General features: G+C 61.3%; 27 protein-coding genes and 2 tRNA genes. 11 read left to right on the forward strand and 18 right to left on the reverse strand.

Features of this window, described 5'->3' with window-relative positions:
• Position 1: 1 nt before the first annotated feature.
• Genes ACE4QZ_RS16560 through ACE4QZ_RS16570 form a run of 3 tightly spaced genes read right to left on the reverse strand, consistent with a single transcriptional unit; the run spans position 2 to position 3,527 of the window.
• Positions 2-997 carry an ABC transporter permease gene (locus tag ACE4QZ_RS16560; protein ID WP_084850569.1) on the reverse strand — a complete coding sequence of 332 codons (996 nt, stop codon included), beginning with the start codon at positions 995-997 and terminating at the stop codon, positions 2-4.
• On the reverse strand, positions 994-2,547 hold the full coding sequence (locus tag ACE4QZ_RS16565) for a sugar ABC transporter ATP-binding protein (protein WP_021782778.1): 1,554 nt from the start codon (positions 2,545-2,547) through the stop codon (positions 994-996). The genes ACE4QZ_RS16560 and ACE4QZ_RS16565 overlap by 4 nt, the downstream gene beginning before the upstream one ends.
• A 20-nt stretch (positions 2,548-2,567) precedes the next feature.
• On the reverse strand, positions 2,568-3,527 hold the full coding sequence (locus tag ACE4QZ_RS16570; protein WP_021782779.1) for a sugar ABC transporter substrate-binding protein: 960 nt from the start codon (positions 3,525-3,527) through the stop codon (positions 2,568-2,570).
• 402 nt (positions 3,528-3,929) lie between these two features.
• Here ACE4QZ_RS16570 and ACE4QZ_RS16575 point away from each other — a divergent pair, with 402 nt between their 5' ends.
• The 3 genes from ACE4QZ_RS16575 to ACE4QZ_RS16585 all read left to right on the forward strand — a co-directional run bounded on the left by ACE4QZ_RS16575 (position 3,930) and on the right by ACE4QZ_RS16585 (position 6,176).
• Positions 3,930-5,018, forward strand: coding sequence for an asparaginase (locus ACE4QZ_RS16575; RefSeq protein ID WP_021782780.1), 1,089 nt, complete (start codon positions 3,930-3,932; stop codon positions 5,016-5,018).
• Between the two features lie 216 nt (positions 5,019-5,234).
• Entirely contained in the window at positions 5,235-5,477 is a 243-nt protein-coding gene (locus ACE4QZ_RS16580) for a DUF1654 domain-containing protein (protein ID WP_004574330.1), read from the forward strand.
• A gap of 6 nt (positions 5,478-5,483) precedes the next feature.
• Positions 5,484-6,176, forward strand: coding sequence for an endonuclease (locus ACE4QZ_RS16585; RefSeq protein ID WP_021782781.1), 693 nt, complete (start codon positions 5,484-5,486; stop codon positions 6,174-6,176).
• Between the two features lie 3 nt (positions 6,177-6,179).
• On the opposite strand, the gene ACE4QZ_RS16590 is transcribed toward ACE4QZ_RS16585, so the two are convergent.
• The 4 genes from ACE4QZ_RS16590 to ACE4QZ_RS16605 form a co-directional block, all read right to left on the reverse strand.
• A complete protein-coding gene (locus tag ACE4QZ_RS16590; RefSeq protein WP_021782782.1) occupies positions 6,180-6,605 on the reverse strand; it encodes a bifunctional (p)ppGpp synthetase/guanosine-3',5'-bis(diphosphate) 3'-pyrophosphohydrolase in 426 nt (141 codons plus the stop codon).
• A gap of 152 nt (positions 6,606-6,757) precedes the next feature.
• The gene (locus ACE4QZ_RS16595) at positions 6,758-7,327 is read right to left on the reverse strand and encodes an SPOR domain-containing protein (protein WP_021782783.1); all 570 of its coding nucleotides are present in this window, start codon (positions 7,325-7,327) and stop codon (positions 6,758-6,760) included.
• Positions 7,328-7,458: 131 nt separating this feature from the next.
• A tRNA-Val gene (locus ACE4QZ_RS16600) sits at positions 7,459-7,535 on the reverse strand.
• Positions 7,536-7,706: 171 nt separating this feature from the next.
• Positions 7,707-7,783 (reverse strand) — tRNA-Val (locus tag ACE4QZ_RS16605).
• A 203-nt stretch (positions 7,784-7,986) separates the two neighbouring features.
• Between ACE4QZ_RS16605 and ACE4QZ_RS16610 the strand changes: the two genes are divergently transcribed.
• Complete coding sequence (locus tag ACE4QZ_RS16610) at positions 7,987-9,270, forward strand: NAD(P)/FAD-dependent oxidoreductase (protein WP_003250557.1); 1,284 nt, start codon at positions 7,987-7,989, stop codon at positions 9,268-9,270.
• Between the two features lie 89 nt (positions 9,271-9,359).
• Here ACE4QZ_RS16610 and ACE4QZ_RS16615 read toward each other — a convergent pair whose 3' ends face one another.
• Entirely contained in the window at positions 9,360-10,094 is a 735-nt protein-coding gene (locus ACE4QZ_RS16615) for a peptidase C39 family protein (protein ID WP_021782784.1), read from the reverse strand.
• Between the two features lie 166 nt (positions 10,095-10,260).
• On the opposite strand from ACE4QZ_RS16615, the gene ACE4QZ_RS16620 reads away from it, so the two are divergent.
• Complete coding sequence (locus tag ACE4QZ_RS16620) at positions 10,261-10,440, forward strand: hypothetical protein (RefSeq protein WP_021782785.1); 180 nt, start codon at positions 10,261-10,263, stop codon at positions 10,438-10,440.
• Between the two features lie 129 nt (positions 10,441-10,569).
• Here the strand turns inward: ACE4QZ_RS16620 and ACE4QZ_RS16625 are convergent, their stop codons facing one another.
• On the reverse strand, positions 10,570-11,322 hold the full coding sequence (locus tag ACE4QZ_RS16625) for a TerC family protein (protein WP_021782786.1): 753 nt from the start codon (positions 11,320-11,322) through the stop codon (positions 10,570-10,572).
• A gap of 28 nt (positions 11,323-11,350) precedes the next feature.
• On the reverse strand, positions 11,351-11,590 hold the full coding sequence (locus ACE4QZ_RS16630) for a hypothetical protein (protein WP_021782787.1): 240 nt from the start codon (positions 11,588-11,590) through the stop codon (positions 11,351-11,353).
• Positions 11,591-11,722: 132 nt separating this feature from the next.
• On the opposite strand from ACE4QZ_RS16630, the gene nhaR reads away from it, so the two are divergent.
• From nhaR to ACE4QZ_RS16645, 3 genes are all read left to right on the forward strand, one after another.
• Positions 11,723-12,616 carry a transcriptional activator NhaR gene (nhaR, locus tag ACE4QZ_RS16635; RefSeq protein WP_021782788.1) on the forward strand — a complete coding sequence of 298 codons (894 nt, stop codon included), beginning with the start codon at positions 11,723-11,725 and terminating at the stop codon, positions 12,614-12,616.
• A 97-nt stretch (positions 12,617-12,713) separates the two neighbouring features.
• Positions 12,714-13,925 (forward strand): serine/threonine transporter SstT, encoded by a 1,212-nt coding sequence (gene sstT, locus ACE4QZ_RS16640; RefSeq protein ID WP_021782789.1) that lies wholly within the window; start codon positions 12,714-12,716, stop codon positions 13,923-13,925.
• Between the two features lie 88 nt (positions 13,926-14,013).
• Complete coding sequence (locus tag ACE4QZ_RS16645; protein WP_021782790.1) at positions 14,014-14,661, forward strand: YceH family protein; 648 nt, start codon at positions 14,014-14,016, stop codon at positions 14,659-14,661.
• Between the two features lie 4 nt (positions 14,662-14,665).
• Here the strand turns inward: ACE4QZ_RS16645 and ACE4QZ_RS16650 are convergent, their stop codons facing one another.
• The 3 genes from ACE4QZ_RS16650 to ahpC form a co-directional block, all read right to left on the reverse strand.
• Complete coding sequence (locus ACE4QZ_RS16650) at positions 14,666-14,854, reverse strand: hypothetical protein (protein WP_021782791.1); 189 nt, start codon at positions 14,852-14,854, stop codon at positions 14,666-14,668.
• Between the two features lie 315 nt (positions 14,855-15,169).
• Positions 15,170-16,732, reverse strand: a complete 1,563-nt coding sequence (gene ahpF / locus ACE4QZ_RS16655; protein WP_021782792.1) for an alkyl hydroperoxide reductase subunit F — start codon at positions 16,730-16,732, stop codon at positions 15,170-15,172.
• 124 nt (positions 16,733-16,856) lie between these two features.
• The gene (gene ahpC, locus ACE4QZ_RS16660) at positions 16,857-17,420 is read right to left on the reverse strand and encodes an alkyl hydroperoxide reductase subunit C (protein ID WP_004375926.1); all 564 of its coding nucleotides are present in this window, start codon (positions 17,418-17,420) and stop codon (positions 16,857-16,859) included.
• A gap of 321 nt (positions 17,421-17,741) precedes the next feature.
• Here ahpC and ACE4QZ_RS16665 point away from each other — a divergent pair, with 321 nt between their 5' ends.
• Positions 17,742-18,806 (forward strand): TerC family protein, encoded by a 1,065-nt coding sequence (locus ACE4QZ_RS16665; protein ID WP_028697912.1) that lies wholly within the window; start codon positions 17,742-17,744, stop codon positions 18,804-18,806.
• Positions 18,807-18,813: 7 nt separating this feature from the next.
• Here ACE4QZ_RS16665 and ACE4QZ_RS16670 read toward each other — a convergent pair whose 3' ends face one another.
• From ACE4QZ_RS16670 to ACE4QZ_RS16680, 3 genes are all read right to left on the reverse strand, one after another.
• The gene (locus ACE4QZ_RS16670) at positions 18,814-19,203 is read right to left on the reverse strand and encodes a hypothetical protein (RefSeq protein ID WP_021782794.1); all 390 of its coding nucleotides are present in this window, start codon (positions 19,201-19,203) and stop codon (positions 18,814-18,816) included.
• Positions 19,196-20,593, reverse strand: coding sequence for a PAAR domain-containing protein (locus ACE4QZ_RS16675; protein ID WP_021782795.1), 1,398 nt, complete (start codon positions 20,591-20,593; stop codon positions 19,196-19,198). The genes ACE4QZ_RS16670 and ACE4QZ_RS16675 overlap by 8 nt, the downstream gene beginning before the upstream one ends.
• A gap of 163 nt (positions 20,594-20,756) precedes the next feature.
• Positions 20,757-21,986 (reverse strand): acyl-CoA dehydrogenase, encoded by a 1,230-nt coding sequence (locus ACE4QZ_RS16680; protein WP_020192828.1) that lies wholly within the window; start codon positions 21,984-21,986, stop codon positions 20,757-20,759.
• A gap of 140 nt (positions 21,987-22,126) precedes the next feature.
• Here ACE4QZ_RS16680 and ACE4QZ_RS16685 point away from each other — a divergent pair, with 140 nt between their 5' ends.
• Both ACE4QZ_RS16685 and ACE4QZ_RS16690 read left to right on the forward strand, forming a co-directional pair.
• Entirely contained in the window at positions 22,127-23,053 is a 927-nt protein-coding gene (locus ACE4QZ_RS16685) for a LysR family transcriptional regulator (RefSeq protein WP_021782796.1), read from the forward strand.
• Between the two features lie 193 nt (positions 23,054-23,246).
• Positions 23,247-24,401, forward strand: a complete 1,155-nt coding sequence (locus tag ACE4QZ_RS16690) for a cysteine desulfurase family protein (protein WP_028697910.1) — start codon at positions 23,247-23,249, stop codon at positions 24,399-24,401.
• Between the two features lie 7 nt (positions 24,402-24,408).
• Here the strand turns inward: ACE4QZ_RS16690 and ACE4QZ_RS16695 are convergent, their stop codons facing one another.
• Together ACE4QZ_RS16695 and ACE4QZ_RS16700 are read right to left on the reverse strand one after the other, a co-directional pair.
• Entirely contained in the window at positions 24,409-24,846 is a 438-nt protein-coding gene (locus ACE4QZ_RS16695; RefSeq protein ID WP_003250527.1) for an RES family NAD+ phosphorylase, read from the reverse strand.
• On the reverse strand, positions 24,843-25,292 hold the full coding sequence (locus tag ACE4QZ_RS16700; RefSeq protein WP_003250525.1) for an antitoxin Xre/MbcA/ParS toxin-binding domain-containing protein: 450 nt from the start codon (positions 25,290-25,292) through the stop codon (positions 24,843-24,845). Before ACE4QZ_RS16700 ends, ACE4QZ_RS16695 begins: the two co-directional genes overlap by 4 nt.
• Positions 25,293-25,317 lie beyond the last annotated feature (25 nt).

The raw sequence follows: 25,317 nt of genomic DNA on the forward strand, positions 1-25,317 counted from the left end.
GTCAGTTCCGCCGGCCTGCACGCCGGCTACGGTAAGTGTCGAGCACCACGGCGATGACGATCACCGCCCCGGTGATGATGCGTTTGGTCGGCTCGCTGGCACCGATCTGCGCCAGCCCGGCGGCCAATACGGAAATGATCAGTACGCCAAAGAAGGTGCTGATGACCGAGCCACGCCCACCCATCAGGCTAGTGCCGCCGATCACGACGGCAGCAATGACCTGCAGCTCCAGGCCAGAGCCAGCATTGGGGTCGGCCGCTTCCAGGCGCGAGATCTGGAACAGCGCGGCCAGGCCGGCGAGCAGGCCCATCAGGGCGAACACCAGCACTTTGTAGGGGCGCGGATCGATACCGGCCAGGCGCACGGCCTCTTCGTTGGTGCCGATACCGATCAGGTAACGACCGAACACCGTACGCGTCAGGACCAACTGGGCGAGCACGATCACCAACAAGGCGATGATGAACGCCGGCGAAACACCAAAGGCGACCGGGTTGGAGAACCAGGCATAGGCGTCGCCGATATAGGCGGTGCGCGAGTCGGTGAACTGGTAGGCCAGGCCACGGGCCATCTCCAGCACACCAAGCGAAACGATGAACGACGGGATGCGCCAGGCCACGGTGACGCCACCGGTAATGCTGCCGGTCAATGCGGCCACAGCCATGCCCAGCAGCGCCGAGGGCAGCACGCCCCAGCCCCAGCCGAGTATCGCCACGCTCACCGTCGAGGCGGCCAGCGCCAGCACCGAACCCACCGACAGGTCGATGCCGCCGATGATCAGCACAAAGGTCATGCCCACCGCCAGCACCATCAGGTCCGGGATCTGGTTGGCCAGCGTGCTGAAGGTGCCATACGACCAGAAGTGGCTGCTGAGGAACGAGAACAGCACGATCATCGCCAGCAAGGCGCCAGCCAGGCCCAGGTAGGTGCCCAGGCCAAAGTACGTACCGCTGCGGCGCATGGGGGCGGCGCCCTGGTTGTTTAGCGGGGTGGTTTTCATGCATCCATCCTGGGGGCTGCATCATGCAGCAGTGCGTCACGTTTCTGATAACCGGCGAAGGCGGCGGCAAGCAACTGGTCCTGGCTCCAATGATCACGCGCGAAGGTGTCGATCAGGCGGCCGGCGGACAGCACGGCGATGCGGTCGCAAATCAGCATCAGTTCGCGCAGGTCACTGGACACCACCACCAAGGCCTTGCCTTGACGCGCCAGCTCGGCCAGCAGGCCATAGATGTCGAACTTGGCGCCCACATCGATGCCACGCGTGGGTTCGTCGAACAGCAGCACCTGGCAATCGCGCTCCAGCCAGCGGCCAATTACCACCTTCTGCTGGTTACCGCCAGACAGCTCGCCCACCACTTGCTGCGCGCCAGCACTGCGAATGCGCATGGCCTGGATCTGGCGTTCGGCCAAGGCCTTTTCCGCTTCGCTATCGAGCACACCGGCGCGCGATACCGCGCCCAGGTTGCCCAACGCAATGTTGGCGCTGATCGACTGCGTCAACAGCAGGCCCTCGCCTTTGCGGTCTTCGGTTATCAGCGCGATGCCGGCCCGCACTGCAGCCTTGGGCGAGTCGATGTTTACCGCCTGCGGCGGTTGGCCCAGCGCGATACAGCCGCTGTCGGCGCGATCGGCACCGTAGATCAGGCGCAACAGCTCGGTACGGCCGGCGCCGATCAGACCGGAGATGCCAAAAATTTCCCCTGCCCTGACTTCGAACGACACCTCGCGCACCTTGTCGCCGCGGCACAACTTGTCAACCTTGAGCAGCGGTGCACCTATCTGCCGCCGGCCCAGGTCGATATGCTCGCCCAGCTCGCGGCCGACCATCAGGTTGACCAGTTCGGCGCTGCTGTAGCGCTGGATCGGCTCGTCGCACACCAGTTTGCCATCGCGCAGTACAACGATGCGTTGCGCCACGCGCTGCAACTCTTCCAGGCGATGCGAGATATAAACGATGGCCACGCCACGCGCACGCAGGCGCTCGATCTGGGTGAACAGCAACTCCACCTCGCGCGCAGTGAGCATGGCCGTGGGTTCGTCCAGGATCAGTACATGGCAGTCACCGATCAGGTTGCGGGCAATCTCGACCATCTGCTGATGGCCGATGCCCAGCTCGCCGACCGGGGTGTCCGGGTCGATGGCGTCGAGCCCGACCCGGGCCATGGCGGCCATTGCCAGTTGGCGCAGGCGCTTGTGGCTGATCCAGCCAAAGCGGCTGGGCAAGTTGTCGAGAAACAGGTTCTCCGCCACAGTCAGCGTCGGCAGCAGGTTCAACTCCTGCATGACCATGCGCACACCTAGGCGTTCGGCCTCACTGCGACTGCCGGGCGCGTAGGCCTGGCCGCGGTAGGTCATGTGCCCGGTGGTGGGCAGCTCCAGGCCACCGATGAGCTTGGACAACGTGCTCTTGCCAGCGCCGTTCTCGCCGGTCAGGGCCAGCACTTCACCGGCGCGCAGGTTCAGGCTGACCTCGCCGAGCACGGGCTGGGCGTAGGTCTTGCCCAGGCCGCTGGCGGCGAGCACCACTTCATTGGCCGATGCAGGCATGGCCGATTCTCCTGGCAGCATCAGGGCTTCTTGGTGATGAGTTCGACCGGGGTCTGGATGACGTTGTCGGCATCCACATCAGGCTTTTCGCCCTTGACCATTTTCAGCGCCGCCTGAATGCCGTACACCGCCTGCTGGCTGGCGGCCTGGTCGAGGGTGGCAAGCACGCGACCGTCTGCAAGCATTGGCTTGATGGCATTGATGTTGTCATAGCCCACCACTTGCACCTGGCCGGTCTTGCCAGCGGCACGCACGGCGGACACAGCGCCCAGGGCCATGCTGTCGTTGCCAGCCAGCAAGGCCTTCAGGTCAGGGTATTCGTTGAGCATGGAGGCAGCGACGGCGTTGCCTTTGTCGATCTCCCAATTGCCGCTTTGCACCGAGACGATGTTCATCTGCGCGGCATTCATGGCGTCCTTGAAACCGGCGGTGCGCTGCTGGGCATTGGTGGTAGTCGGCACCCCTTCGATAATGCCCACCTGGTCACCGGCCTTGAGCTTCTGGCTGGCCAGGTAATCGCCAACCAGACGCGCGCCCTTGCGGTTGTCGGGGCCGACGAAAGGAACGCTGATGCCTTTGCTCTTGAGCAGATCAGGGTCCAGACGGTTGTCGATATTGATCACCACCACCCCCTGGTCCATGGCCTTCTTCACCGCCGACACAAGTGCCTTCGAGTCAGCCGGAGCAATGACCAGGGCCTTGGCGCCGGCATTGACCATCTGCTCGACGATGCGGATCTGCTCGCCAGTGTCGGTTTCGTTCTTGATGCCGTTGGCGATCAGGTCGAACTCGTCGGCATGGCTCTTCTGGTAGTCCTTGGCGCCGTCTTCCATGGTGCGGAAGAATTCGTTGGCCAGCGACTTCATGACAAGGGCGACTTTGGGCTTGTCTTCGGCGTGGGCAGCAGACAATGGCAAGGCGAGGCTAAGCGAGGAAATGACAGCGAGGGCCAGCAGACGACCGGGGAACGGCAGCTTCATGGACGATGACTCCGAATCTTGTGTTTTTTATCGGATCGCAAACGTTTGCGTTGACCAACTATGGTAACAGGACCGTTGTTTGTCAAATCCGTTTGGCTATCGGAGGCCAGAGTGCTGCTGAGGCCGATTATGCAGGCTTTTCCGAAAAACCGAACGCCTTTTCCTTTTTTTGTTCGGAATTACGAATGAAATCCCCCTTTCTCAGCCGTAGCGCTTGGTAATGAAAGGGTCGCGCAGCGGCCCCGGGTTCGGTGCAACACCACCCATTGCCGGGGCTGCCAAGCAGCCCATTGCAACGCACGGCCGCTCCCACCCAGGCAGCGCGTGGTGCCTTGGTACGAAAAGTGCCTGTAGCCGAGCGCGACTCAATAACTATCTCACTAGGAAGCGAGAACAATAACGATGAATGCCGCACTGAAAACCTTCGCCCCCAGCGCACTCGCCCTGCTGCTGATCCTGCCAACCAGCGCCTCGGCCAAGGAAGCCGAAACCCAACAAAAGCTGGCCAACGTGGTCATCCTCGCCACCGGCGGCACCATTGCCGGCGCCGGTGCCAGCGCTGCCAACAGCGCCACTTACCAGGCTGCCAAGCTGGGCGTCGACAAGCTCATCGCCGGCGTGCCAGAACTGGCCGACATCGCCAACGTACGCGGCGAACAAGTGATGCAGATCGCCTCCGAGAGCATCAGCAACGACGACCTGCTGAAACTGGGCAAGCGCGTCGCCGAGCTGGCCGAAAGCAAGGACGTCGACGGTATCGTCATCACCCACGGCACCGACACCCTCGAAGAAACCGCCTACTTCCTCAACCTGGTAGAGAAGACCGACAAGCCAATCGTGGTGGTCGGCTCGATGCGCCCGGGTACCGCCATGTCCGCCGACGGCATGCTCAACCTGTACAACGCCGTGGCCGTAGCCAGCGACAAACAGTCGCGTGGCAAAGGCGTGCTGGTGACCATGAACGACGAGATCCAGTCCGGCCGCGACGTGAGCAAGGCGGTCAACATCAAGACCGAAGCCTTCAAGAGCGCCTGGGGCCCGATGGGCATGGTAGTGGAAGGCAAATCGTACTGGTTCCGCCTGCCGGCCAAGCGCCATACGGTCAATTCCGAGTTCGACATCAAGCAGATCAGCAGCCTGCCGCAGGTGGACATTGCCTATGGCTATGGCAACGTCACCGACACCGCCTACAAGGCGCTGGCGCAGAACGGCGCCAAGGCGCTGATCCATGCCGGTACCGGCAACGGTTCGGTATCGTCGCGGGTAGTCCCGGCGCTGCAGGAACTGCGCAAGAACGGCGTGCAGATCATCCGCTCGTCGCATGTCAACCAGGGTGGTTTCGTACTGCGCAACGCCGAACAGCCGGATGACAAAAACGACTGGGTCGTGGCTCACGACCTGAACCCGCAGAAGGCGCGGATCCTGGCGATGGTGGCAATGACCAAGACCCAGGACAGCAAGGAGCTGCAGCGCATCTTCTGGGAATACTGAGTGCTCCCCCCTCAGTGCCGGTGCGCCGGCTCTGAGGGCCTCAATGCCCTCTCCTGAACCGCACAGACACTGAGGGTAAAAAACCGGCGACATCGCTTACCTTTCTGACCTGCCTGATGGTTTACAGGCCAACGCTGGATTTCTCCTGACAAGCTGTTGCGAATTTACTTACAGTGAAATACTGTACGTGCATACAGCAAAAACAAGGAAATTCCTGTGTCCAGCACCGCCTCCGCCACCCCGAGCAGCTATGAACAGCTGGGTGTACGCATCCAGAAGATCATCAACAGCCCCACCGCCCAGCGCAGCCGCGCGGCGCTGATCTTCCGCCTGGAACAGGAAAGCCCGGATGACTGGGAAACCCTGCTTCAGGAGATTGCCGAGAACGACAACGTCACCCTCGCCCACCGTGACGATGGCGGCGTGCAGATTTTCTGGACCGTACCAAAGGAAGACTGACTGCGCATGAGAGTTTCGCTTTTCGCAGCCGCTTGCCTGTTACTGACCACTCCGTTTGCTCAAGCCGACGCCCCGCGCACCTTCCAGGAGGCCAAGAAGGTCGCCTGGAAGCTCTATGCACCGCAATCGACCGAGTTCTATTGCGGGTGCAAATACAAGGGCAACAAGGTCGACCTGGCGTCATGCGGCTATACCCCACGCAAGAATGCCCGGCGCGCCTCGCGCATCGAATGGGAACACATCGTACCCGCCTGGCAGATCGGCCATCAGCGCCAATGCTGGCAGAGTGGCGGGCGCAAGCAGTGCTCGCAGCATGACGAAGTGTACAAACGCGCCGAAGCCGACCTGCACAACCTGGTGCCAAGCATCGGCGAGGTCAACGGCGACCGCAGCAACTTCAGTTTCGGCTGGCTGCCGGAGCAACGCGGCCAGTATGGCCGCTGCCTGACCCAGGTCGATTTCAAGGCCAGGAAAGTGATGCCGCGCCCATCGATCCGCGGCATGATCGCCCGCACCTACTTCTACATGAGCAAGCAGTACAACCTGCGTCTGTCCAAACAGGACCGCCAGTTGTTCGAAGCCTGGAACAAGACCTACCCGCCGCAAGCCTGGGAGCGGCAACGCAACCAACAGGTCGCCTGCGTGATGGGGCGGGGAAACGCGTTCGTGGGGCCGGTCAACCTCAAGGCGTGCGGTTGACCCTTAAGCCAGCGCTTGCAAGTAGGCGCTGGCTTCCCGGTAACGAGCCAGCCGCGCCAGGTCGGCAGGGCCCGGGCAGGGGATGCGCGAGAGGTCACTATTGTCGGCCAGATCGGCCAGCTTGACGGTGCGCGCCAACGGATCACCGCCCAGGCGCGCCACGAAATCCTGGTAAGGTTCGCCCTCGCGGCGGCTAAGCGCCAGCAACGCGGCCAGGATTTTCAGCGCGAAGCCCTCACGCGCCAGGTCGGACAGGGTCAGCGGGGTGTCTTCAATCACATCGTGAAGCACCGCCACAATCCGCTGTTCAGGTGTGGAAACCCGCATCATCACGCGTAACGGGTGGAGGATATAAGCCGCCCCACCCTTATCGTATTGCCCTTCATGCGCCCTGGCGGCCACGGCAATGGCCCGCTCCAGTGTAGACATGAGGCCCTCCCCGTTTGGCAGCTACCCACCCAAGCATAGCCAAACTTGTGTGAAAGGCGCCTGACACAAGCCTTGGCGGCGGAGCCTCTGCCCAGGCTTAGGCTCTGCAGGAAAAGCCTTGATACTTGTTCATGCCGCGTTGAAAACAGACCCTAGCGTGATGCGCCGTGCTGGATGACCACCGAATCGGTACCCAGCTTGGCCATCACTTCGTCCCTGCGCGCTTGCGCCTCTTCGCGGGTGGGGAACGGCCCCAGCAGCACCACCGGCTTGCCGTCGCGGTACTCCACCGAAGACGGGATGCCCTTTTCGATCAGGCGCGCCGTCATGTCGCTGAGCGCCCCCATGTTGGCGCCCTGCACCACTTCCACATCCCAACCCTGGGGCGCCGGCTGGCCTGCCAGGGCCTCGGCACGCCGCTGCAGGTCGGCGCCGCCGCAAAGCTCGCGGATACGCAGGTTATTGCCGGTATCGTCGACGATGATGTCGTATTGGCCATCGCGCTTGATCGCCACGTAGCTGCGGTAGGCTTCGTACTGCCCGGCATCGTCCTTGCCGCGGACCTGACCGCAGATGGTGCCCTGGGTGTCGATCCGCACGTTGCCGAACTTGGCGGTCTTGGGGTTGTGCAGGTGTTCGGCCACCTGCTTGTGCACGCCTTCGACCTCGTTCTCACAGCCCGCCAGGGCGAGCACTGCCATTACCACAGCCAGTTTGCGCACGCGTGTACCTCCAGATTCGAAGGGGCGGATTCTAGCACGCCGGGGTATGCCCGAACCGCGACCAAACGTTACACGCTGCTTCGGGCGCAAATGCAAAAAGGGCGATCATTTCTGATCGCCCTTTTTCGATTTGGTAGGCACAATTGGACTCGAACCAACGACCCCCACCATGTCAAGGTGGTGCTCTAACCAACTGAGCTATGTGCCTGTCGTGTGGTGCGCATATTAGTGATCCGACGCGTACCTGTAAAGCTTTTTTTTGAGAAAAATCAAAAACTTTCGCATGCAAGCGCTTCGTGCCCATACCGCGGTTTTCGACCCGCATGGCAATGGACAATGAAAAAAGGGGTGACCCTTTCGGATCACCCCTTTTTCGATTTGGTAGGCACAATTGGACTCGAACCAACGACCCCCACCATGTCAAGGTGGTGCTCTAACCAACTGAGCTATGTGCCTGTCGTGTGGTGCGCATTCTACGCATTACAAAAACCCTGTCAACACTTTTTTTCGCGCTAACCTACTGAATCTTAAACTCTTTATAGAGAGGCTGACTGAGGGGGGCCCCGTAAAGGATTTTCACCAGACGACTAGCGGGTGTTTATTATTATTGATAGCATCGGTACATTCGTTAAAAATATAAAACACGAGGTTCCTGCAGCATGGCTAACACCCCCTACCCCCAGTCCTACTACGCCGCCTCGGCCAACCCGGTGCCGCCACGTCCGGCGCTGCAGGGTGAGGTGGAAACCGATGTGTGCATCATCGGTGCCGGCTACACCGGCCTGTCCAGCGCCCTGTTCCTTCTGGAGAACGGCTTCAAGGTAAGCATCGTCGAAGCGGCCAAGGTCGGCTTTGGCGCATCGGGCCGCAACGGCGGCCAGATCGTCAACAGCTACAGCCGCGACATTGATGTCATCGAACGCACCGTTGGCCCCAAGCAGGCACAACTGCTGGGCCACATGGCCTTCGAGGGCGGGCGCATCATTCGTGAGCGCGTGGCCAAGTACAACATTCAGTGCGACCTGAAAGATGGTGGCGTATTCGCCGCCCTTACCAGCAAGCAGATGGGCCACCTGGAATCGCAAAAGCGCCTGTGGGAACGCTTTGGCCATAATCAGCTGGAGCTGATGGACCAGAAGCGCATCCGCGAAGTAGTTGCCTGCGACAGCTACATTGGCGGCATGCTCGACATGAGCGGCGGCCACATCCACCCGCTGAACCTGGCCCTGGGCGAAGCTGCCGCGGTCGAGTCGCTGGGTGGCATCATCTATGAGCAAACCCCGGCCGTGCGCATCGAGCGTGGCGCCAACCCGGTCGTGCATACCCCGCAGGGCAAGGTCCGCGCCAAGTTCATCATCGTTGCCGGCAACGCCTACCTGGGCAACCTGGTACCCGAGCTGGCCGCCAAGTCCATGCCATGCGGCACGCAGGTGATCACCACCGAGCCACTGGGCGAAGAACTGGCACGCACCCTGCTGCCGCAGGACTACTGCGTCGAGGATTGCAACTATCTGCTCGACTACTACCGCCTGACCAGCGACAAGCGCCTGATTTTCGGTGGCGGCGTGGTGTACGGCGCGCGTGACCCGGCCAACATCGAGGCGATCATCCGCCCGAAAATGCTCAAGGCCTTCCCGCAGCTGAAGAACGTGAAGATCGACTACGCCTGGACCGGTAACTTCCTGCTGACCCTGTCGCGCCTGCCACAGGTTGGCCGGATCGGCGACAACATCTACTACTCGCAGGGTTGCTCGGGCCACGGCGTGACCTATACCCACCTGGCGGGCAAGGTACTGGCCGAGGCCCTGCGCGGCCAGGCAGAGCGCTTCGACGCCTTTGCCGGCCTGCCGCACTACCCGTTCCCGGGTGGCCAGATGCTGCGCGTACCCTTCAGCGCCATCGGTGCCTGGTACTACAGCCTGCGCGACCGCCTGGGCTTCTGATTCAGGCAAGCCCGCGCCCACAGGATTTGTGCTATTGCACAGTCCGTGTGGGCGCGGGCTTACCTGCGAAGGGGCAGGCACTGGCAGCGCTATTTGTTCAGGCTATTTACCGCCTGCTTCGCCGCAATCTCTTGCCCCGCCTTGGCCAGTTCATCCGCAGCATGCAACCACCGCTGGCGATCAACCTGAGCCGGCAGTTGCCGAGGTGGCTGCACCAGCACCGCCCAACTCCCCTGCTTTGCCCACGCCGATGCAAAGTCATCGAATGCCATCATCTGCCGCCGGTGCATGCCCGAGCGCAGCAGCACCCGCTGCTTGTAACGGTCATACCCCATCAACACCGCATAGCGCGGCTCGCTCCACCAGGCCGAACCTTCCTCGTAACGCAGCAGCACCGGGTTGCCCGCCGCCACTTGGGTCAACAGCGCGTCCAGTTGCTTGTCCAGCGGGTACACCACCCTGCCGTAGTCCCGCGCCACACGGGGAATAGCGGTATCCAGCGTTTCGGCGCCCTGAGGCAGGTTCAGCGGCTTATCCAGCAAGCCCGGCGTAATAGGCGCCCCCTGCTGCGACAGCACTGCCGCCAGCGCCATGGCCCCGCTGTGGTTGGCGTTGCCACGGTAGAACGGCACGCTGCTGATTTCGACCCGCTGCGGCAGGCCCTTGAGGTTACCGGGCGGTGCGCTGGCGCAGCCGGCCAGGGTGGCAGCCAGCAGACAGGCGGCCAGTAGCCGTCGGGGGGCAGCCTTGAAGGAATGTTGCTCCATGGACACTCGCTTGTTCCAACGCCAGGCAGGCAGCGCCCGGCTCTGGCCACCGATCATAGGTCCGACAGCCGCGCGGGTATAGTCCGACAGCGCCTTGGAGCGAATCGGCACTAGAGATCGACCATTGTTCGATGGAACGTCACAGGCGAAGGGCTAGACTAAAGCAGTGTCTGGAAGGTAAACGCGGGCCAATCAAGCGCTTGCCGTAGAGATGGAGGCACAGATGAGCCTGACCATGGCAATACTCATGCTGGTAGGCATGTGGCTAAGCGTCGCAGCCGCCATGCTGTGGGGTGTACTGCGTATCGTGCGGCGTCATGCACACCATCACCACCTGCCACCGCAGGCCCCGCCAAGGCCACAGCCGGTATCACGGGCGCGGCGGCATGCCGGGGTGAGCTAACCTCAGGATTTTCTGAAGCCCACTCACGGACAAGCCCGCTGCACAGGTATTTCGCAATGCCAGTGGGACGCGAGGTACCTGTAAGAGCGGGCTTGTCCGTGAGGGGGGGCGCAAAACGCCTTTTTTACATCAACCTTCAGCCGCTTCACGCTTCAAACGCGCCCGGCGGGCCAGGATGTTGAGGACCTCGATAGCCGTCGAGAACGCCATGGCGGCATACACATAGCCCTTGGGTACATGGGCGCCGAAGCCTTCGGCGATCAGCGTCATGCCGATCATGATGAGGAAACCCAGCGCCAGCATGACCACAGTCGGGTTGTCGTTGATGAAATTGGCCAGCGGATCGGCTGCCACCATCATCACGATCACAGCAGTGATAACGGCGATAATCATGATAGGCAGGTGCTCGGTCATGCCCACGGCGGTGATGATGCTGTCGACCGAGAAGACGATATCCAGCAGCAGGATCTGGAAGATCGCCGCAGCAAAGCCCAGGGTAACCGTGGAGGAGACTTTGGCTTCCTCCTTGGCGCCATGCGGGTCGACGTTTTCGTGAATCTCCTTGGTCGCCTTCCACAGCAGGAACAGACCACCGGCAATCAGGATCACATCCTTCCACGAGAAGGTGTTGCCGAACACTTCGAACACCGGGTCGGTCAGCTGAACGATCCAGGCCACGGTGCTGAGCAAGGCCAGCCGCATGACCAAGGCCATGCTGATACCGATACGCCGCGCCTTGGAGCGGTACTCCACCGGCAATTTGTTGGTCAGGATCGAGATGAAGATCAGGTTGTCGATGCCCAGTACAATTTCCATGGCCACCAGCGTAGCCAGGGCAACCCAGGCGGTCGGGCTAGCGGCGAGTTCCAGCAAATATTCCATTGTTCAAATCCTGCAGCGTCGGTTGGGGTCAGATTTCCTGGGTTTCTTCTTTCTTCTCGGCATCCTTGGGCTTGTGCCCTTCGCTGCCGATGGCTTCGCTCAGCGCCTGCTGGGCAGCCTTGTTGGTGTCGTCGATGGCCTGCTTGGCCGACTGCGCCGCCTGGTCGAGCATCTGCTGGGCGGATTTCTCGGCCTGGTCGCAGCCTGCCAGGGTGAACAGGGCCAAAGCCAGCACCAACGGGGTGCCAATGGATTTGAATTGCAGCATGGTGTCCTCGCTTGAAATAACCCGGCGGCGCATGGCGCCTGGTAGCCGTGCATTCTAGAGACGGCAATAGTTCAGGAAAATTCGTATTTTCATGGCATATACTTCGGTTTTTACGAATCGGAACGACCGACGGTGCTTAACTATCGCCAGCTGCATTACTTCTGGGCCGTGGCCAAGACGGGCAGCATCACCCGCGCCAGCCAACAGCTGAACCTCACACCGCAAACCATCAGCGGGCAGATCACCCTGTTCGAGCAAACCTACGGCCTGGAACTGTTCCAGCGCGCCGGCCGGCAGCTGGAACTGACCGAAACCGGCCGCCAGGCCCTGGTGTATGCAGAACAGATGTTTCAGATTGGCAGCGAGCTTGAAGCCATGCTGCGCGCCGGCCCTCAGGAGCAGATCCTGTTTCGTGTGGGGGTGGCTGACGTGGTGCCCAAATCCATTGTCTACCGCCTGCTGGCACCGACCATGGATCTGGAGGAGGTGCTGCGCATCAACTGCCGCGAGGACAAACTTGAGCGGTTACTGGCAGACCTGGCTATCCAGCGCCTGGACCTGGTGATTTCCGACAGCCCCATGCCCAACCACCTGGACATCAAGGGCTACAGCCAGAAGCTGGGCGAGTGCGGGCTGAGCTTCTTCGCCACACCGGCGCTGGTACAACGGCTGGACGGTCCTTTTCCAGCGTGTCTGCAGGATGCTCCGCTGCTTGTTCCCGGCCAGGAGACCGTGGTACGCAGCCGCCTGCTGCGGTGGCTGGGCGAGCAGCAGGTGCAACCACGGATCGTGGGGGAGTTCGATGACAGTGCCTTGATGCAAGCGTTCGGTCAATCGGGCAGCGGCATTTTCGTTGCTCCCAGCGTAATCGCCGAAGAGGTGTGCCGTCAGTATGGCGTGCAACTGATCGGGCAGACCGAAGCCGTGCACGAATCGTTCTATGCCATTTCGGTGGAGCGCAAGGTCAAGCACCCAGGGATCGTGGCGATTACCGAGGGGGCGCGGCGGGAGTTGTTTCACTGGTAGCCGTAAAAGCCTGATTGACTACGAACACAGCCCGGCATGCGCCATAGGTGCTCTATGGTAAAGTCCGCCCTTTCCAGATTCCGAGATACCGCTGCACATGACCCCTTTTCTCCGCCTCCTCAACCGCACCAGCCTGGTGACCCAGATCGTCATCGGCTTGCTCGCCGGTATCGCCCTCGCCCTGCTGGCACCTGCCATCGCCCGTGACCTGGCCTTTCTTGGCAAGGTGTTCGTCAGTGCCCTGAAGGCGGTTGCGCCTGTGCTGGTGTTCATCCTGGTCATGGCTTCGGTCGCCAACCATCGTCACGGCCAGGAAATCCACATTCGCCCGATCCTCTGGCTGTACCTGCTGGGCACCTTTGCCGCTGCAGTGGTGGCCGTGGTTGCCAGCATGCTGTTCCCCTCGCACCTGGCGCTAAGCACCAGCGAAGCCACGCTGAGCGCGCCAGGCGGCATCGCCGAGGTAATGCAGAACCTGCTGCTGAGCGCGGTAGACAACCCGGTCAATGCCCTGCTCAATGCCAACTTCATCGGCGTGCTGACCTGGGCCGTCGGCCTGGGCGTGGCCCTGCGCCATGCCGGCGAAACCACCCGCACCGTGGTCGCAGACCTGTCCAATGGCGTCACCCTGATCGTGCGCATGGTCATCCGCTTCGCCCCGCTGGGCATTTTTGGCCTGGTCAGCTCCACCCTGGCACAGTCTGGCCTGGACGCCCTGCTCGGCTACCTGCACCTGCTGGCGGTACTGATTGGCTGCATGCTGTTCGTGGCGCTGGTGATGAACCCGCTGATCGTGTTCTGGAAGATCCGCCGCAACCCCTACCCACTGACGCTGCTGTGCCTGCGTGAAAGCGGCATTACTGCGTTCTTCACCCGCAGCTCGGCCGCCAACATCCCTGTCAACATGGCATTGTCGGAACGCCTCGGCCTGCATGAAGACACTTACTCGGTGTCGATCCCGCTGGGCGCAACCATCAACATGGCCGGCGCGGCAACCACCATTACCGTGCTGACCCTGGCCGCAGTGCATACCCTGGGTATCCAGGTAGACCTGCCAACTGCCGTGCTGCTCAGCGTGGTGGCGGCAGTGTGCGCCTGCGGCGCCTCGGGCGTGGCCGGGGGTTCGCTGCTGCTGATTCCGCTGGCGTGCAGCCTGTTTGGCATCCCAAGCGAAATTGCCATGCAGGTAGTGGCGGTGGGCTTCATCATTGGCGTGTTGCAGGATTCGGCCGAAACGGCGCTGAACTCTTCGACCGATGTGCTGTTCACTGCGGCGGCGTGTCAGGCTGAAGAGCGGCGTAACGGCTAAGCGCGCCGGGGCCGCATTGCGGCCCCAATTGCCTTACTCGATGGCATTACCTACCCTAGTGGCCTTTCCCCAGCCACGAGACAGGGCCATGTCAGAACACGAAACCGCAGGTGAAGGCCGCTTCAACAGCATCGAGATCCGCGTTCTCGGCTCGCTGATCGAAAAGCAGGCCACCAGCCCGGAAAGCTACCCGCTGACCCTCAATGCCCTGGTCCTGGCCTGCAACCAGAAGACCAGCCGCGAGCCGGTGATGAACCTCACCCAAGGCCAGGTCGGCCAGGCGCTGCGCGCCCTCGAAGGTCAGGGCATGACCCGCCTGCAGATGGGCAGCCGTGCCGACCGCTGGGAACATCGGGTAGACAAGGCACTGGAGCTGGTGCCAGCACAGTTGGTGTTGATGGGCCTGATGTTCCTGCGGGGCCCGCAAACCCTCAACGAACTGCTGACCCGTAGCAACCGCCTGCACGACTTTGACGACACCGAGCAGATCCAGCATCAGCTGGAGCGCCTGATCTCGCGGGACCTGGCTTTGCACCTGCCACGTCAGGCCGGCCAGCGTGAAGACCGCTACACCCATGCCTTGGGCGACCCGGCGGAAATCGAGGCGATTCTCGCTGCACGCCAACAGGAAGGCGGCGCGCGCAACAGTGGCGGCAGTGTGTCAGAAGACCGCATCGAAGCCCTCGAAGCCCGCATTGCGGCGCTGGAAGCGCGCCTGGCCGAACTGGAAGGCTGAGCCGTCACGGTTCGGGGTCGGGGAAATTGCGGCAGCTCTTGCGCTCGGCCAGTTCCCGGTCAGTGGGGCGCTGGTCGACGAACACAGCGCGACCGTCGGCGTAGATTTCCAGGTAGCCCCAGTGCAGGTCCTGCTCTTGCTCCCCGGGCTTTGGGGGGACTAGCCACCAGGGTTCGCGGCTGATCAGGGTCATGGGTGTGGTTCCTGAGAGGTCTGCTGTAAGCATAGACATCTTCAGGTGCTGCTTTGCTTGAACCGGCCCTTTCGCGGGTAAACCCGCTCCTACAGCGGTCTGTGTCCAATTCCCGATGTGTGTCCACCACCAATCTGTGTAGGAGCGGGTTTACCCGCGAATACGGTCGCAGCGGCAACGGTGAACGGCGGGTGGAAATTGGCCAGCAGGGCCGGCCTCTTCGCGGGTAAACCCGCTCCTACAGGGATTTTCACAGTTTCAACAACTGCGCAGTCCTGCGAGAGCGGCTTTAGCCGCGAAAGGGCCGGTACAGGCTTACGCCGGTGCCGAAGTCCGAATCAGGTGGTCAAAGGCCGCCAGCGATGCCTTGGCCCCCTCACCCACCGCAATGACAATCTGCTTGTACGGCACGGTAGTCACGTCACCGGCGGCAAACACACCGGGGATGCTGGTCTGGCCCTTGGCGTCGACAATGATTTCGCCACGCGGCGACAGCTCGACGGTGCCCTTCAGCCAGTCAGTATTGGGCAACAGGCCAATCTGCACGAAGATGCCTTCCAGTGCCACTTCGTGCTGTTCATCCGTGGTGCGGTCCTTGTAGCGCAGGCCGGTCACCTTCTCGCCATTGCCCAGCACCTCGGTGGTCAGCGCGCTGGTGATCACGTTGACGTTCGGCAGGCTGTGCAGCTTGCGTTGCAACACCGCATCGGCACGCAGCTGGCTGTCGAACTCGATCAGCGTCACCTGGGCGACGATACCGGCCAGGTCGATGGCCGCCTCCACACCCGAGTTGCCGCCGCCAATCACCGCCACGCGTTTACCCTTGAACAGCGGGCCGTCACAGTGCGGGCAGTAGGCCACGCCGCGGCTGCGGTACTCCTGCTCACCTGGCACGTTCATTTCGCGCCAGCGGGCGCCGGTGGCCAGGATTACAGTCTTGGCCTTCAGCGAAGCGCCCCCCGCCAAACGCACTTCGTGCAGACCGCCCTCGGCAGCAGGAATCAGCGCTTCACCGCGCTGCAGGTTCATGATGTCGACGTCGTACTGTTTGACGTGCTCTTCCAGCGCCGTGGCCAGCTTCGGCCCTTCGGTTTCCTGCACCGAGATAAAGTTCTCGATGGCCAGTGTGTCCAGCACCTGGCCGCCGAAGCGCTCGGCGGCAACACCGGTGCGGATGCCCTTGCGGGCAGCGTAGATGGCAGCAGCGGCGCCAGCGGGGCCACCACCGATAACCAGCACGTCAAAGGCATCCTTGGCGTTGATCTTCTCGGCCTGGCGGGCGCCGGCGTTGGTGTCGATCTTGCCAAGGATTTCTTCCAGGCCCATACGGCCCTGACCAAACACTTCACCGTTCAGGTAGATACTCGGTACCGCCATGATCTTGCGCGATTCCACTTCGTCCTGGAACAGCGCACCGTCGATGGCAACATGCCGCACGTTGGGGTTGAGTACCGCCATCAGGTTCAACGCCTGGACCACGTCCGGGCAGTTCTGGCACGACAGCGAGAAGTAGGTTTCGAAGTTGAATTCACCTTCCAGGGCCTGGATCTGCTCGATCACTTCGGCACTGGCCTTTGACGGATGGCCGCCGACTTGCAGCAGCGCCAGCACCAACGAGGTGAACTCGTGGCCCATGGGGATGCCGGCGAAACGCAGGCTGATATCGGCACCCGGGCGGTTCAGCGAGAACGAAGGGCGACGGGCATCGGTACCGTCCGCGCTGAAGGTAATGAGGTTCGACAGGCCGGCAATTTCCACCAGCAGGTCGTGCAATTCGCGGGACTTCGCGCCGTCGTCGAGGGAGGCAACGATCTCGATCGGCTGGGTGACCCGCTCCAGGTAGGTTTTCAGTTGCGATTTAAGCGTGGCGTCCAACATACGGGCGATTCCTTTTTCAAAACTCGGATACAAAAACGCCCAGGCGAGGTCGCCCGGGCGTTTGACGGGGCGGTAGGTATTTCAGCTTTGGCGGCTGCTTACCGCCCGCGTTATGGGCATGACCTTAGATCTTGCCTACGAGGTCCAGCGACGGCGCCAGAGTGGCTTCGCCTTCTTTCCACTTGGCCGGGCACACTTCGCCTGGGTGAGCGGCAACGTACTGGGCAGCCTTGACCTTACGCAGCAGTTCGGCAGCATCACGGCCTACACCACCGTCGTTCAGCTCGACAATCTTGATCTGGCCTTCCGGGTTGATCACGAAGGTACCGCGGTCGGCCAGGCCGGCTTCTTCGATCAGCACGTCGAAGTTGCGCGAAATGACGTGAGTCGGGTCACCGATCAGCGGGTATTGGATCTTCCCGATGGTGTCGGAAGTGTCGTGCCAGGCTTTGTGAGTGAAGTGGGTATCGGTGGAAACACCGTAAATTTCCACGCCCAGCTTCTGGAACTCGGCGTAGTTGTCAGCAAGGTCACCCAGCTCGGTCGGGCAAACGAAGGTGAAGTCGGCCGGGTAGAAGAACACGACAGACCACTTGCCTTTCAGATCGGCTTCGCTGACCTGAACGAACTCGCCTTTGTGGTAGGCGGTGGCGTTGAAGGGTTTGACCTGGCTGTTGATGATTGGCATGAGAGACGCTCCTTCATGGGGTTGGAATCAGTTGATGGATAGAATCCTAACTAATCATCCCGCTGAAGGCTCATTGGCAAAGCTCATGCTTTCGATTGGTTTTGGCTATAACCGGGGTTATTTAATAGAAGGGAAAGGGCTGAGCAAAGGATTGCGGGCTTGAGCGCTGCACTGGCAAAGAAATGTAACAGCTACCCATTCGGCACCACTGGCAAACGGGTCTAGGCTCAAGCTCATGTGATACCGGGCCCCTCTGACGGCTGCCAAGCCGCCATGTCGGATCACTGTTGCCATGCAACGTCGACATTCAAGGAGGGGCTCATGACAGCTCTGCAAGCATTCCTCACAACACCTGTCCTCGGTACCAGCGCCTGGTTGTGGCTGGTGTTCATGGCCATCGTCATCGGTTTGCTGGTGCTCGACCTGGGCGTGCTGCACCGCCACGACCGGGAAATTGAAATGCGCGAGAGCCTGCTGCTGTATTCGGGCTATTTCAGTGTCGGTGTGCTGTTCGGCGCGGGGGTCTGGTACCAGTTGGGTGCGCAGTCTGCGCTGGAGTTCTACACCGGTTTCCTGGTCGAACAGTCGCTGTCGATGGACAACGTGTTCGTCATGGCGATGATCTTCAGCTACTTCGCCATCCCCCGCCGCTACCAGCACCGCGTGCTGTTCTGGGGTATCCTGGGCGTGGTGTTCCTGCGGGCCATCATGATCGGCGTGGGCGCGGCGCTGGTACAGAACTTTGCCTGGGTGCTGTACATCTTTGGTGCCTTCTTGCTGTTTACCGGGGTGAAAATGGCGCTGTCGAAGGAAGACAGCCGCCCGGACCTGGCCAACAACCCGATCCTCAAGTTCGTGCGGCGGCACATGCGGGTTACCGACCAGATCCATGGCTCGCACTTCTTCGTACGCCACACCCCGGCCGGGCACAGCAAGGCGCTGCGTTATGCCACCCCGCTGTTTCTGGCACTGGTACTGATCGAACTGGCCGACCTGGTGTTTGCCGTCGACAGCGTGCCGGCGATCTTCGCCATCACCCAGGACCCGTTCATCGTCTACACCTCCAACATCTTCGCCATCCTCGGCTTGCGCTCGCTGTATTTCGCGCTGGCGGCGCTGATGCACCGGTTCGTCTACCTCAAGTACGCACTGGCACTGGTGTTGATCTTCATTGGCTGCAAGATTTTCTACCACGGCATGGTGGGCAAGGTGCCGGCGCTGCTGTCACTGGGCGTGACATTCGGGTTGTTGCTGGGTGGGGTGGTGATTTCGTTGATCAAGACGCGGGGGCAGACGTTGAATAAAGACGAAAAGACGATAGAAAAAGCAGCTAACGATAAGAAAACAACGGGACAAAAGAAGAATGACCCACAGTTGCGGGTCTGAGTTGCAATCATTGCTTGATGATGAAGTAACCAACCGCTCCCCAAAGTGAGGCAATCAAGATCAGCCAAAGGGCTGCTCCCATATCTCGCCTCAACTTTGGGGGGAAATTGTCAAGCTCCGCTTCGTTCAACCATCCGAGGCGTAAATGTAGCCTTGGGAATGTGACCAAAGCGCTTACTGTACTCATCAGTAGGCATCGATGCCTTAGGTTTCGTCCGCCCCATACGGGTTTCATCTGCTCAAGATAGGGGTTGCTCGTGATCGCTGAAAGGGCGACATCAAAATCACTCGACAAAGCAATTTTCACATTGATAGCGATCCCCGCAAGGCCCAGGACGAAAGGCGCACTCAGGAATACTATTTGCAACAATGGGGACCAATTGTCAAAGTCAATCATCAGTCACCTCATGAAGGAATTCACCGGTCCGCTCTCCGAGGGCGCCAATACCAATAGCGCTTGCAGAAGAGGCGGCGCCAACGATCGCAATCCCGCACACTGCACCAAACCCACCGGTACCCACCGCAAAAATACCGCATAACGCAGCTGCTGCAGCACCTCCACCAGAGGCGCCTACCAACCCTCCCGTTAGACCTCCTGCAAAATTTCCCGCTTCAGTAAACCGAACCTTTCGACAAGCACGAGTCTCCCCGGCCCGACAGACTTCTTTTACTTTCAGATAAGACGAGGTCCCGCCCAGCCCAATCGCTGCATACCCTCCGTATTGAAGGTACTTACTTAACCGCGCCACCTTCTCAAGATGTGTCGCATACCCCGGAATTTGCCCCGGTCCGCCCGCTTTCGACCAATGGTGCACCAGGCTCTTGGTAGAGATACGCAAGCTCTTCTTCAGCCGCTCATAGCTCCCCAGATTCAGTTGCTTATTAAGCAAAGCCGCTTTCAACTGGCCATCCAGTTGCTGCAACAACCGCCTGCGCTCGGCGAAGAAACCCGGACTATTCAAATGGCCATTGTGCATGAACTCACGCTGGTGCAATTGCTCGATGCTGGTCAAGGTATTGCTTACTTGTTTCAAGCCTTGATCCAGCATGTCCTTGCCCACGCCCATGGACAGACTGGCGTTGCTGAGCAAGCCGGCGATTTCGGCCTGGTGCTGCATCATGAAATCCGCTTCGACGTAGTCGAGTGCTTCCAGCGCACGCCGCGCATGCTGCGCCGCCGCCATAAGCTCTCCCTCTTCGCGCGTGCAGGCATTTCCATTGTCAGGATCACCGATAACGAAAATTTCCCCAGCTTTGAACCCTTGCGCATACGTGGGGTTGAGCCGCTGTAACCGTGAGATCGGCAACGTGGAATCGTGACCGGCCAGTTGAAGCAGTATCTGGGGAAACGACATGCGTCGTGGAACCACGTAGAAGCCAGGCTCCAGCGTGCCAGGCAGTGCACCTATTACCGGTTGGGAGAAGCGCTCGGGGTTGAAGGTGGGTGACAGCTCGGCAGCGTGGGTATTGGCACGCCCTGCAATGGAGTGCATGGACGGCGGAGCCTCATACAAGGGCGCGACTACCCGGTTGGTGCCCGGCGAACAGCCACAGACAACCAACGCACCATCCATAGCCACCCGCTGGCCATCTGAAATAAAGTGATCCACACCTTCGGCGACAGTTCCCGCCTGCCCACAAAGAGGGCATGGCGTGGTGTGGTCGCCTTCACGGAGCACCATTCGGCCTTCATCTAGGTAGCCGGCCCCGGTCGCAATACAGACAGCACCCGTTGTGGTGATATCGCCATCTACCGCCTGACCTTTTCCCTCTAGATTGACGCGCATATATGAACTCCCTGTACTTGACTCAGGTTGGAAACCTATCACCAGCAAGGGAGATACAAGTGGCATCAGCCAAAATTCAGATACGTCCTACAAGTTGCAGGACTTTGCGCAATCACTGCAGGCGCGGGTTCACCCGCGAATGGGCCGGGGCAGGCTGACGCGTTCACCGCCCGCTACGCAACATCTCCACCGGCACATACTTGCCAATTTCGTACTTGCCAATCGCCGCCCGGTGCACTTCATCCGGCCCGTCAGCCAGGCGCAGGGTGCGCTGCATGGCATACATGTAGGCCAGCGGGAAATCGCCGCTTACCCCTGCCCCGCCATGTATCTGGATAGCCCGGTCGATCACGTTCAAGGCCACGTTCGGCGCCACCACCTTGATCTGGGCGATCTCGCTACGAGCCACCTTGTTGCCGACGGTGTCCATCATGTAGGCCGCTTTGAGCGTCAGCAGTCGGGCCATGTCGATTTCCATGCGCGAGTCGGCGATCTTGTCGACGTTGCCGCCCAAGCGTGCCAGTGGCCGACCAAAGGCAGTGCGCTCCACCGAGCGCTTGCACATCAGCTCCAGCGCGCGCTCGGCCATGCCGATCGAGCGCATGCAGTGGTGGATACGGCCTGGGCCCAGTCGGCCCTGGGCAATTTCGAAGCCGCGGCCTTCGCCAAGGATCACGTTTTCGTACGGAACCCGCACATTCTCGAAAAGGACTTCGGCATGACCATGGGGCGCATCGTCATAACCGAACACCGGCAGCGGGCGGACAATCTTCACGCCCGGCGTGTCGGTCGGCACCAGCACCATGGAATGCTGCTGGTGGCGTGGGCCTTCAGGGTCGGACAGGCCCATGAAGATCATGACCTTGCAGCGCGGGTCGCAGGCGCCGGAAGTCCACCACTTGCGGCCGTTGATTACCCACTCGTCACCGTCCCGTATGGCGGTAGCAGCCATGTTGGTGGCGTCCGAGGAGGCCACGTCCGGTTCGGTCATGGCAAACGCCGAGCGGATCTCGCCGCGTAGCAGCGGCTCCAGCCACTGGCGTTTCTGTGCCTCGCTGCCATAGCGCACCAGCACTTCCATGTTGCCGGTGTCCGGCGCCGAGCAGTTGAACGGCTCCGGCCCGAGCAACGAGCGGCCCATGATCTCTGCCAGCGGTGCGTACTCCAGGTTGCTCAGGCCGGCGCCGTATTCCGACTCTGGCAAGAACAGGTTCCACAGCCCTTCGGCGCGGGCCTTGGCCTTGAGTTCCTCCATGATTGCAGTGGGCTGCCAGCGGTCACCCTCGGCGACCTGGCGCTCGAACACGGCTTCGGCAGGGTAGACATGGGCGTCCATGAACGCAGTGACACGCTCGCGCAGTGCCTGGACCTTGGGTGAATAGGCGAAATCCATCAGGGCTACCTTCACAGTTCGGAGTACGTGGAGCAGAGCCTAGAGCAGCATTGCTCCATCCACCTAGTCTATTTTCCGCGTGTATAAACATTCATAACCGATATATGATCGACCGATAACTCCAACAAAGAGCGGCGCCCATGAACCTCAGCAAGGTCGACCTCAACCTGTTCATCGTGTTCGATGCGATCTACACCGAAGCCAACCTGACCCGCGCCGGGCAGATCGTCGGCATTACTCAGCCGGCAGTGTCCAATGCCCTGTCGCGTCTGCGCGAAACCTTCAATGACCCGCTGTTCGTGCGCACCGCGCAAGGCATGGTGCCCACACCCATGGCGCAGAACATCATCGGCCCGGTGCGCAACGCACTGGCGCTGCTGCGGACCTCGGTGCAGGAAAGCCGCACGTTCAATCCGCAGCAGGCAAACAAGACCTTCCGCATCAGCATGACCGACCTGACCGAAGCGGTCATCTTGCCGCCGCTGTTCCAGCGCCTGCGCCGCCTGGCGCCGGCGGTAATGATCGAGAGTTTCCTGTGCAAGCGCCGCGAGACCACCAAGGAACTCGCGGCCGGCCGCCTGGACTTTGCCATCGACGCGCCACTGAACACCGACCCGCAGGTGCGCCACATCAAACTGATGCAGGACCGCTATGTCTGCGCCCTGCGCCAGGGCCACCCGCTGGCCGACAGCAAGCTGACCCTCGACAGCTACCTGGGCATGACCCATATCCATATTTCCAGCCGACGCAACGGCCTGGGTTACGTCGACCTGGCGCTGGGCAAGATGGGTGTGCAACGCAAGGTCGCCCTGCGTTCGCAACACTACCTCATGGCGTCGCAGGTGTTGCAGCAGACCGACATGGCCATGACGGTTCCCGAGCGCTTCGCCCGTCGCCATCAGTTGCGTTATCAGGCGCTGCCGGTGGAGGTGCCTGCACTGGAAACGCACCTGTACTGGCATGAAAGCACCGACCAGGACCCGGCCAACCGCTGGATGCGCGAACAGATCACCGAATTGTGCGAGCGCGTGGTGGCCGAGGAAGAGAAGGCGCTGGAGCCCGCCTGAAAAAGCTGGCGAGGGGCCATTTATGGCACCTCACCCAAAAAAGTAGAAAATTCCATGCAATGTCTTAGAAAGAGAATTTTTTTCTATAAGCATCGAGAATCGAACCAAAGGAAGTGAAAAATATCGCGCTGCTGGCGGGTACGCTTACGTCAATGATTGCCGATTTCACGGCCACTGACACGGACCCGCCTCAATGCCTAGCGCCCCACTCTACTTCGATTACGCCGCCACAACCCCGGTTGACGACCGGGTCATCGAAACCATGCTCGCCTGCCTGGGAAGCCAGGCCAACTTCGGCAACCCGGCGTCCAGCGGGCACGCCTTCGGCCAAGCTGCACGTCACGCCGTAGAGCAGGCCCGTCAGCAAGTGGCCGAGTGCATCGGTGCGCAACCCGAGCATCTGGTGTGGACATCGGGGGCGACCGAGTCCAACAACCTGGCGCTCAAGGGTATTGCCCAAGGCATCGGCCAGCCCGGACACCTGATCACCAGCCAGCTGGAACACAAGGCCGTGCTCGACACCGTGGCCGAACTGGAGCGCCAAGGCTGGGCCGTTACTCGCCTGGCGGCGGATGCCGCCGGCCTGATCCAGCCCGCAAGCGTACAGGCAGCGTTGCGCGCTGACACCCGCCTGGTATCGCTGATGGCGGTCAACAACGAACTGGGTACGGTCACCGACTTTGCCGCGATCGGCGAGCAGGTGCGTGCCCACGGTGCCCTGCTGCACGTGGATGCCGCGCAGGCTGCGGGCAAGCTGGCAATCGACCTGCATACGATGGCCGTGGACCTGATGTCTTTTTCGGCACACAAGGTCTACGGGCCCAAGGGCATCGGTGCGCTGTATGTGGGGCCACGCGCTCGCGCGCTGATGCGTGCCCAGATGCACGGCGGCGGCCATGAGCAAGGCTTGCGTTCCGGCACCCTGGCGACCCATCAGATCGCTGGCATGGGCAGCGCCTTTGCCTTGGCCGGCCAACCCGGCGACAGCGAGTACCAGCGCCTTGAGCAATTGGCAAGACGCCTGCGCACAGGCCTGCTGGCCATGCCCGGCGTTACCCTGAATGGCTGCGCCAAGCAACGTATTCCCCATACCTTGAACCTGTGCATCGACAGCAAGGGCTTCAACAGCACGGCGCTGGCCAGCGAATTGGCCTTGTCGACCACCTCGGCCTGCAACTCGGCGAGCAACGCTGCCTCGCATGTGCTGCTGGCACTGGGGCTGGATGAACGCCAGGCACGCAACAGTGTGCGCTTGAGCCTCGGCCGTTTCAGCACCGAGGCTGACGTGGACAAGGCGCTCGAAGTGTTTGGCCGGGTGCTGGCGTCAGCATCGGCAGCACTGTGGTGACCACGCCCTAGAACAGGCGGCTGTCCGGCGTGAAATCCTCAACCTGGATTTTCGCGCTCTGCGCCTGCGGGTGCCGTGGGTTGAACAGGTAATTGGTAGTGCTGGGCATGATCGCGCTTGGCACCGGCAGCAGCAATGCCGAACAGTCATCCAGAAAGCGATTGCCCAACGTACGGGTCAACTCAGGCTGGGCGGACCAGCCGGGCTGCAAAGCGGGCAACTGCGCCTGGGAAACCGTGTCAGGCAGTTCGATGCGAAGCAAGCGCATGGTGGTAGGGAAATCCTCCGGGTCGATCTCCAGATGCACTAACACTTCCAGCATCGCCCCGGGAGGGCTGGTGGCGGCATACACCACCGGCCGACCCGCCTGGTGCCAGCGGCCGCTTACACGCAAGCCCCCCGTACCGCTCAAGTCTGCATAGGCGCTGATTCGCCACAAAATCACAGGCCATAGCCCTCGGCAATCTGCAGCAGCATTTCTTCGACCTGAGTGGTGCCTTGCTGGGTGGTGAGCATCTGCATCGGCGTCAGCCCCGAGAAGCGTTCCTTGGGCTTGGACAGCCAGCGCTTGGCCTTGCCCGCTTCACCGAACACGGCCTCGGCCATGGCGGTGATGTGGGCCGAGCGGAACAGCCGGTCGCTCTCATCCACGGTCAGCGGTTGGTCACGCTCGATACGGGATTTGAGCGTGCGCAGCGGGATGATCTGGTCGCGCTCCACCGGCGTGAGCACACCGCGTTCGGTCAGTTTCACCAACCAGGTGGCGGCAAAACCATCGGTGATGCGGGTGTGAATTTCGAAGTCGCTGGCAAGCTCGGGAATGTCCAGCAGCGCCTGCAGGCGCGCCCGGTACTCGTGGTAACCGTTGTCGCGAAGCACTTCGGCAAGCATGGCACGCTCCTTTTCGGCATTTACC

The organism is Pseudomonas sp. DCA-1, assembly GCF_046523955.1.
Classification (GTDB): Bacteria; Pseudomonadota; Gammaproteobacteria; order Pseudomonadales; family Pseudomonadaceae; genus Aquipseudomonas; species Aquipseudomonas putida_Y.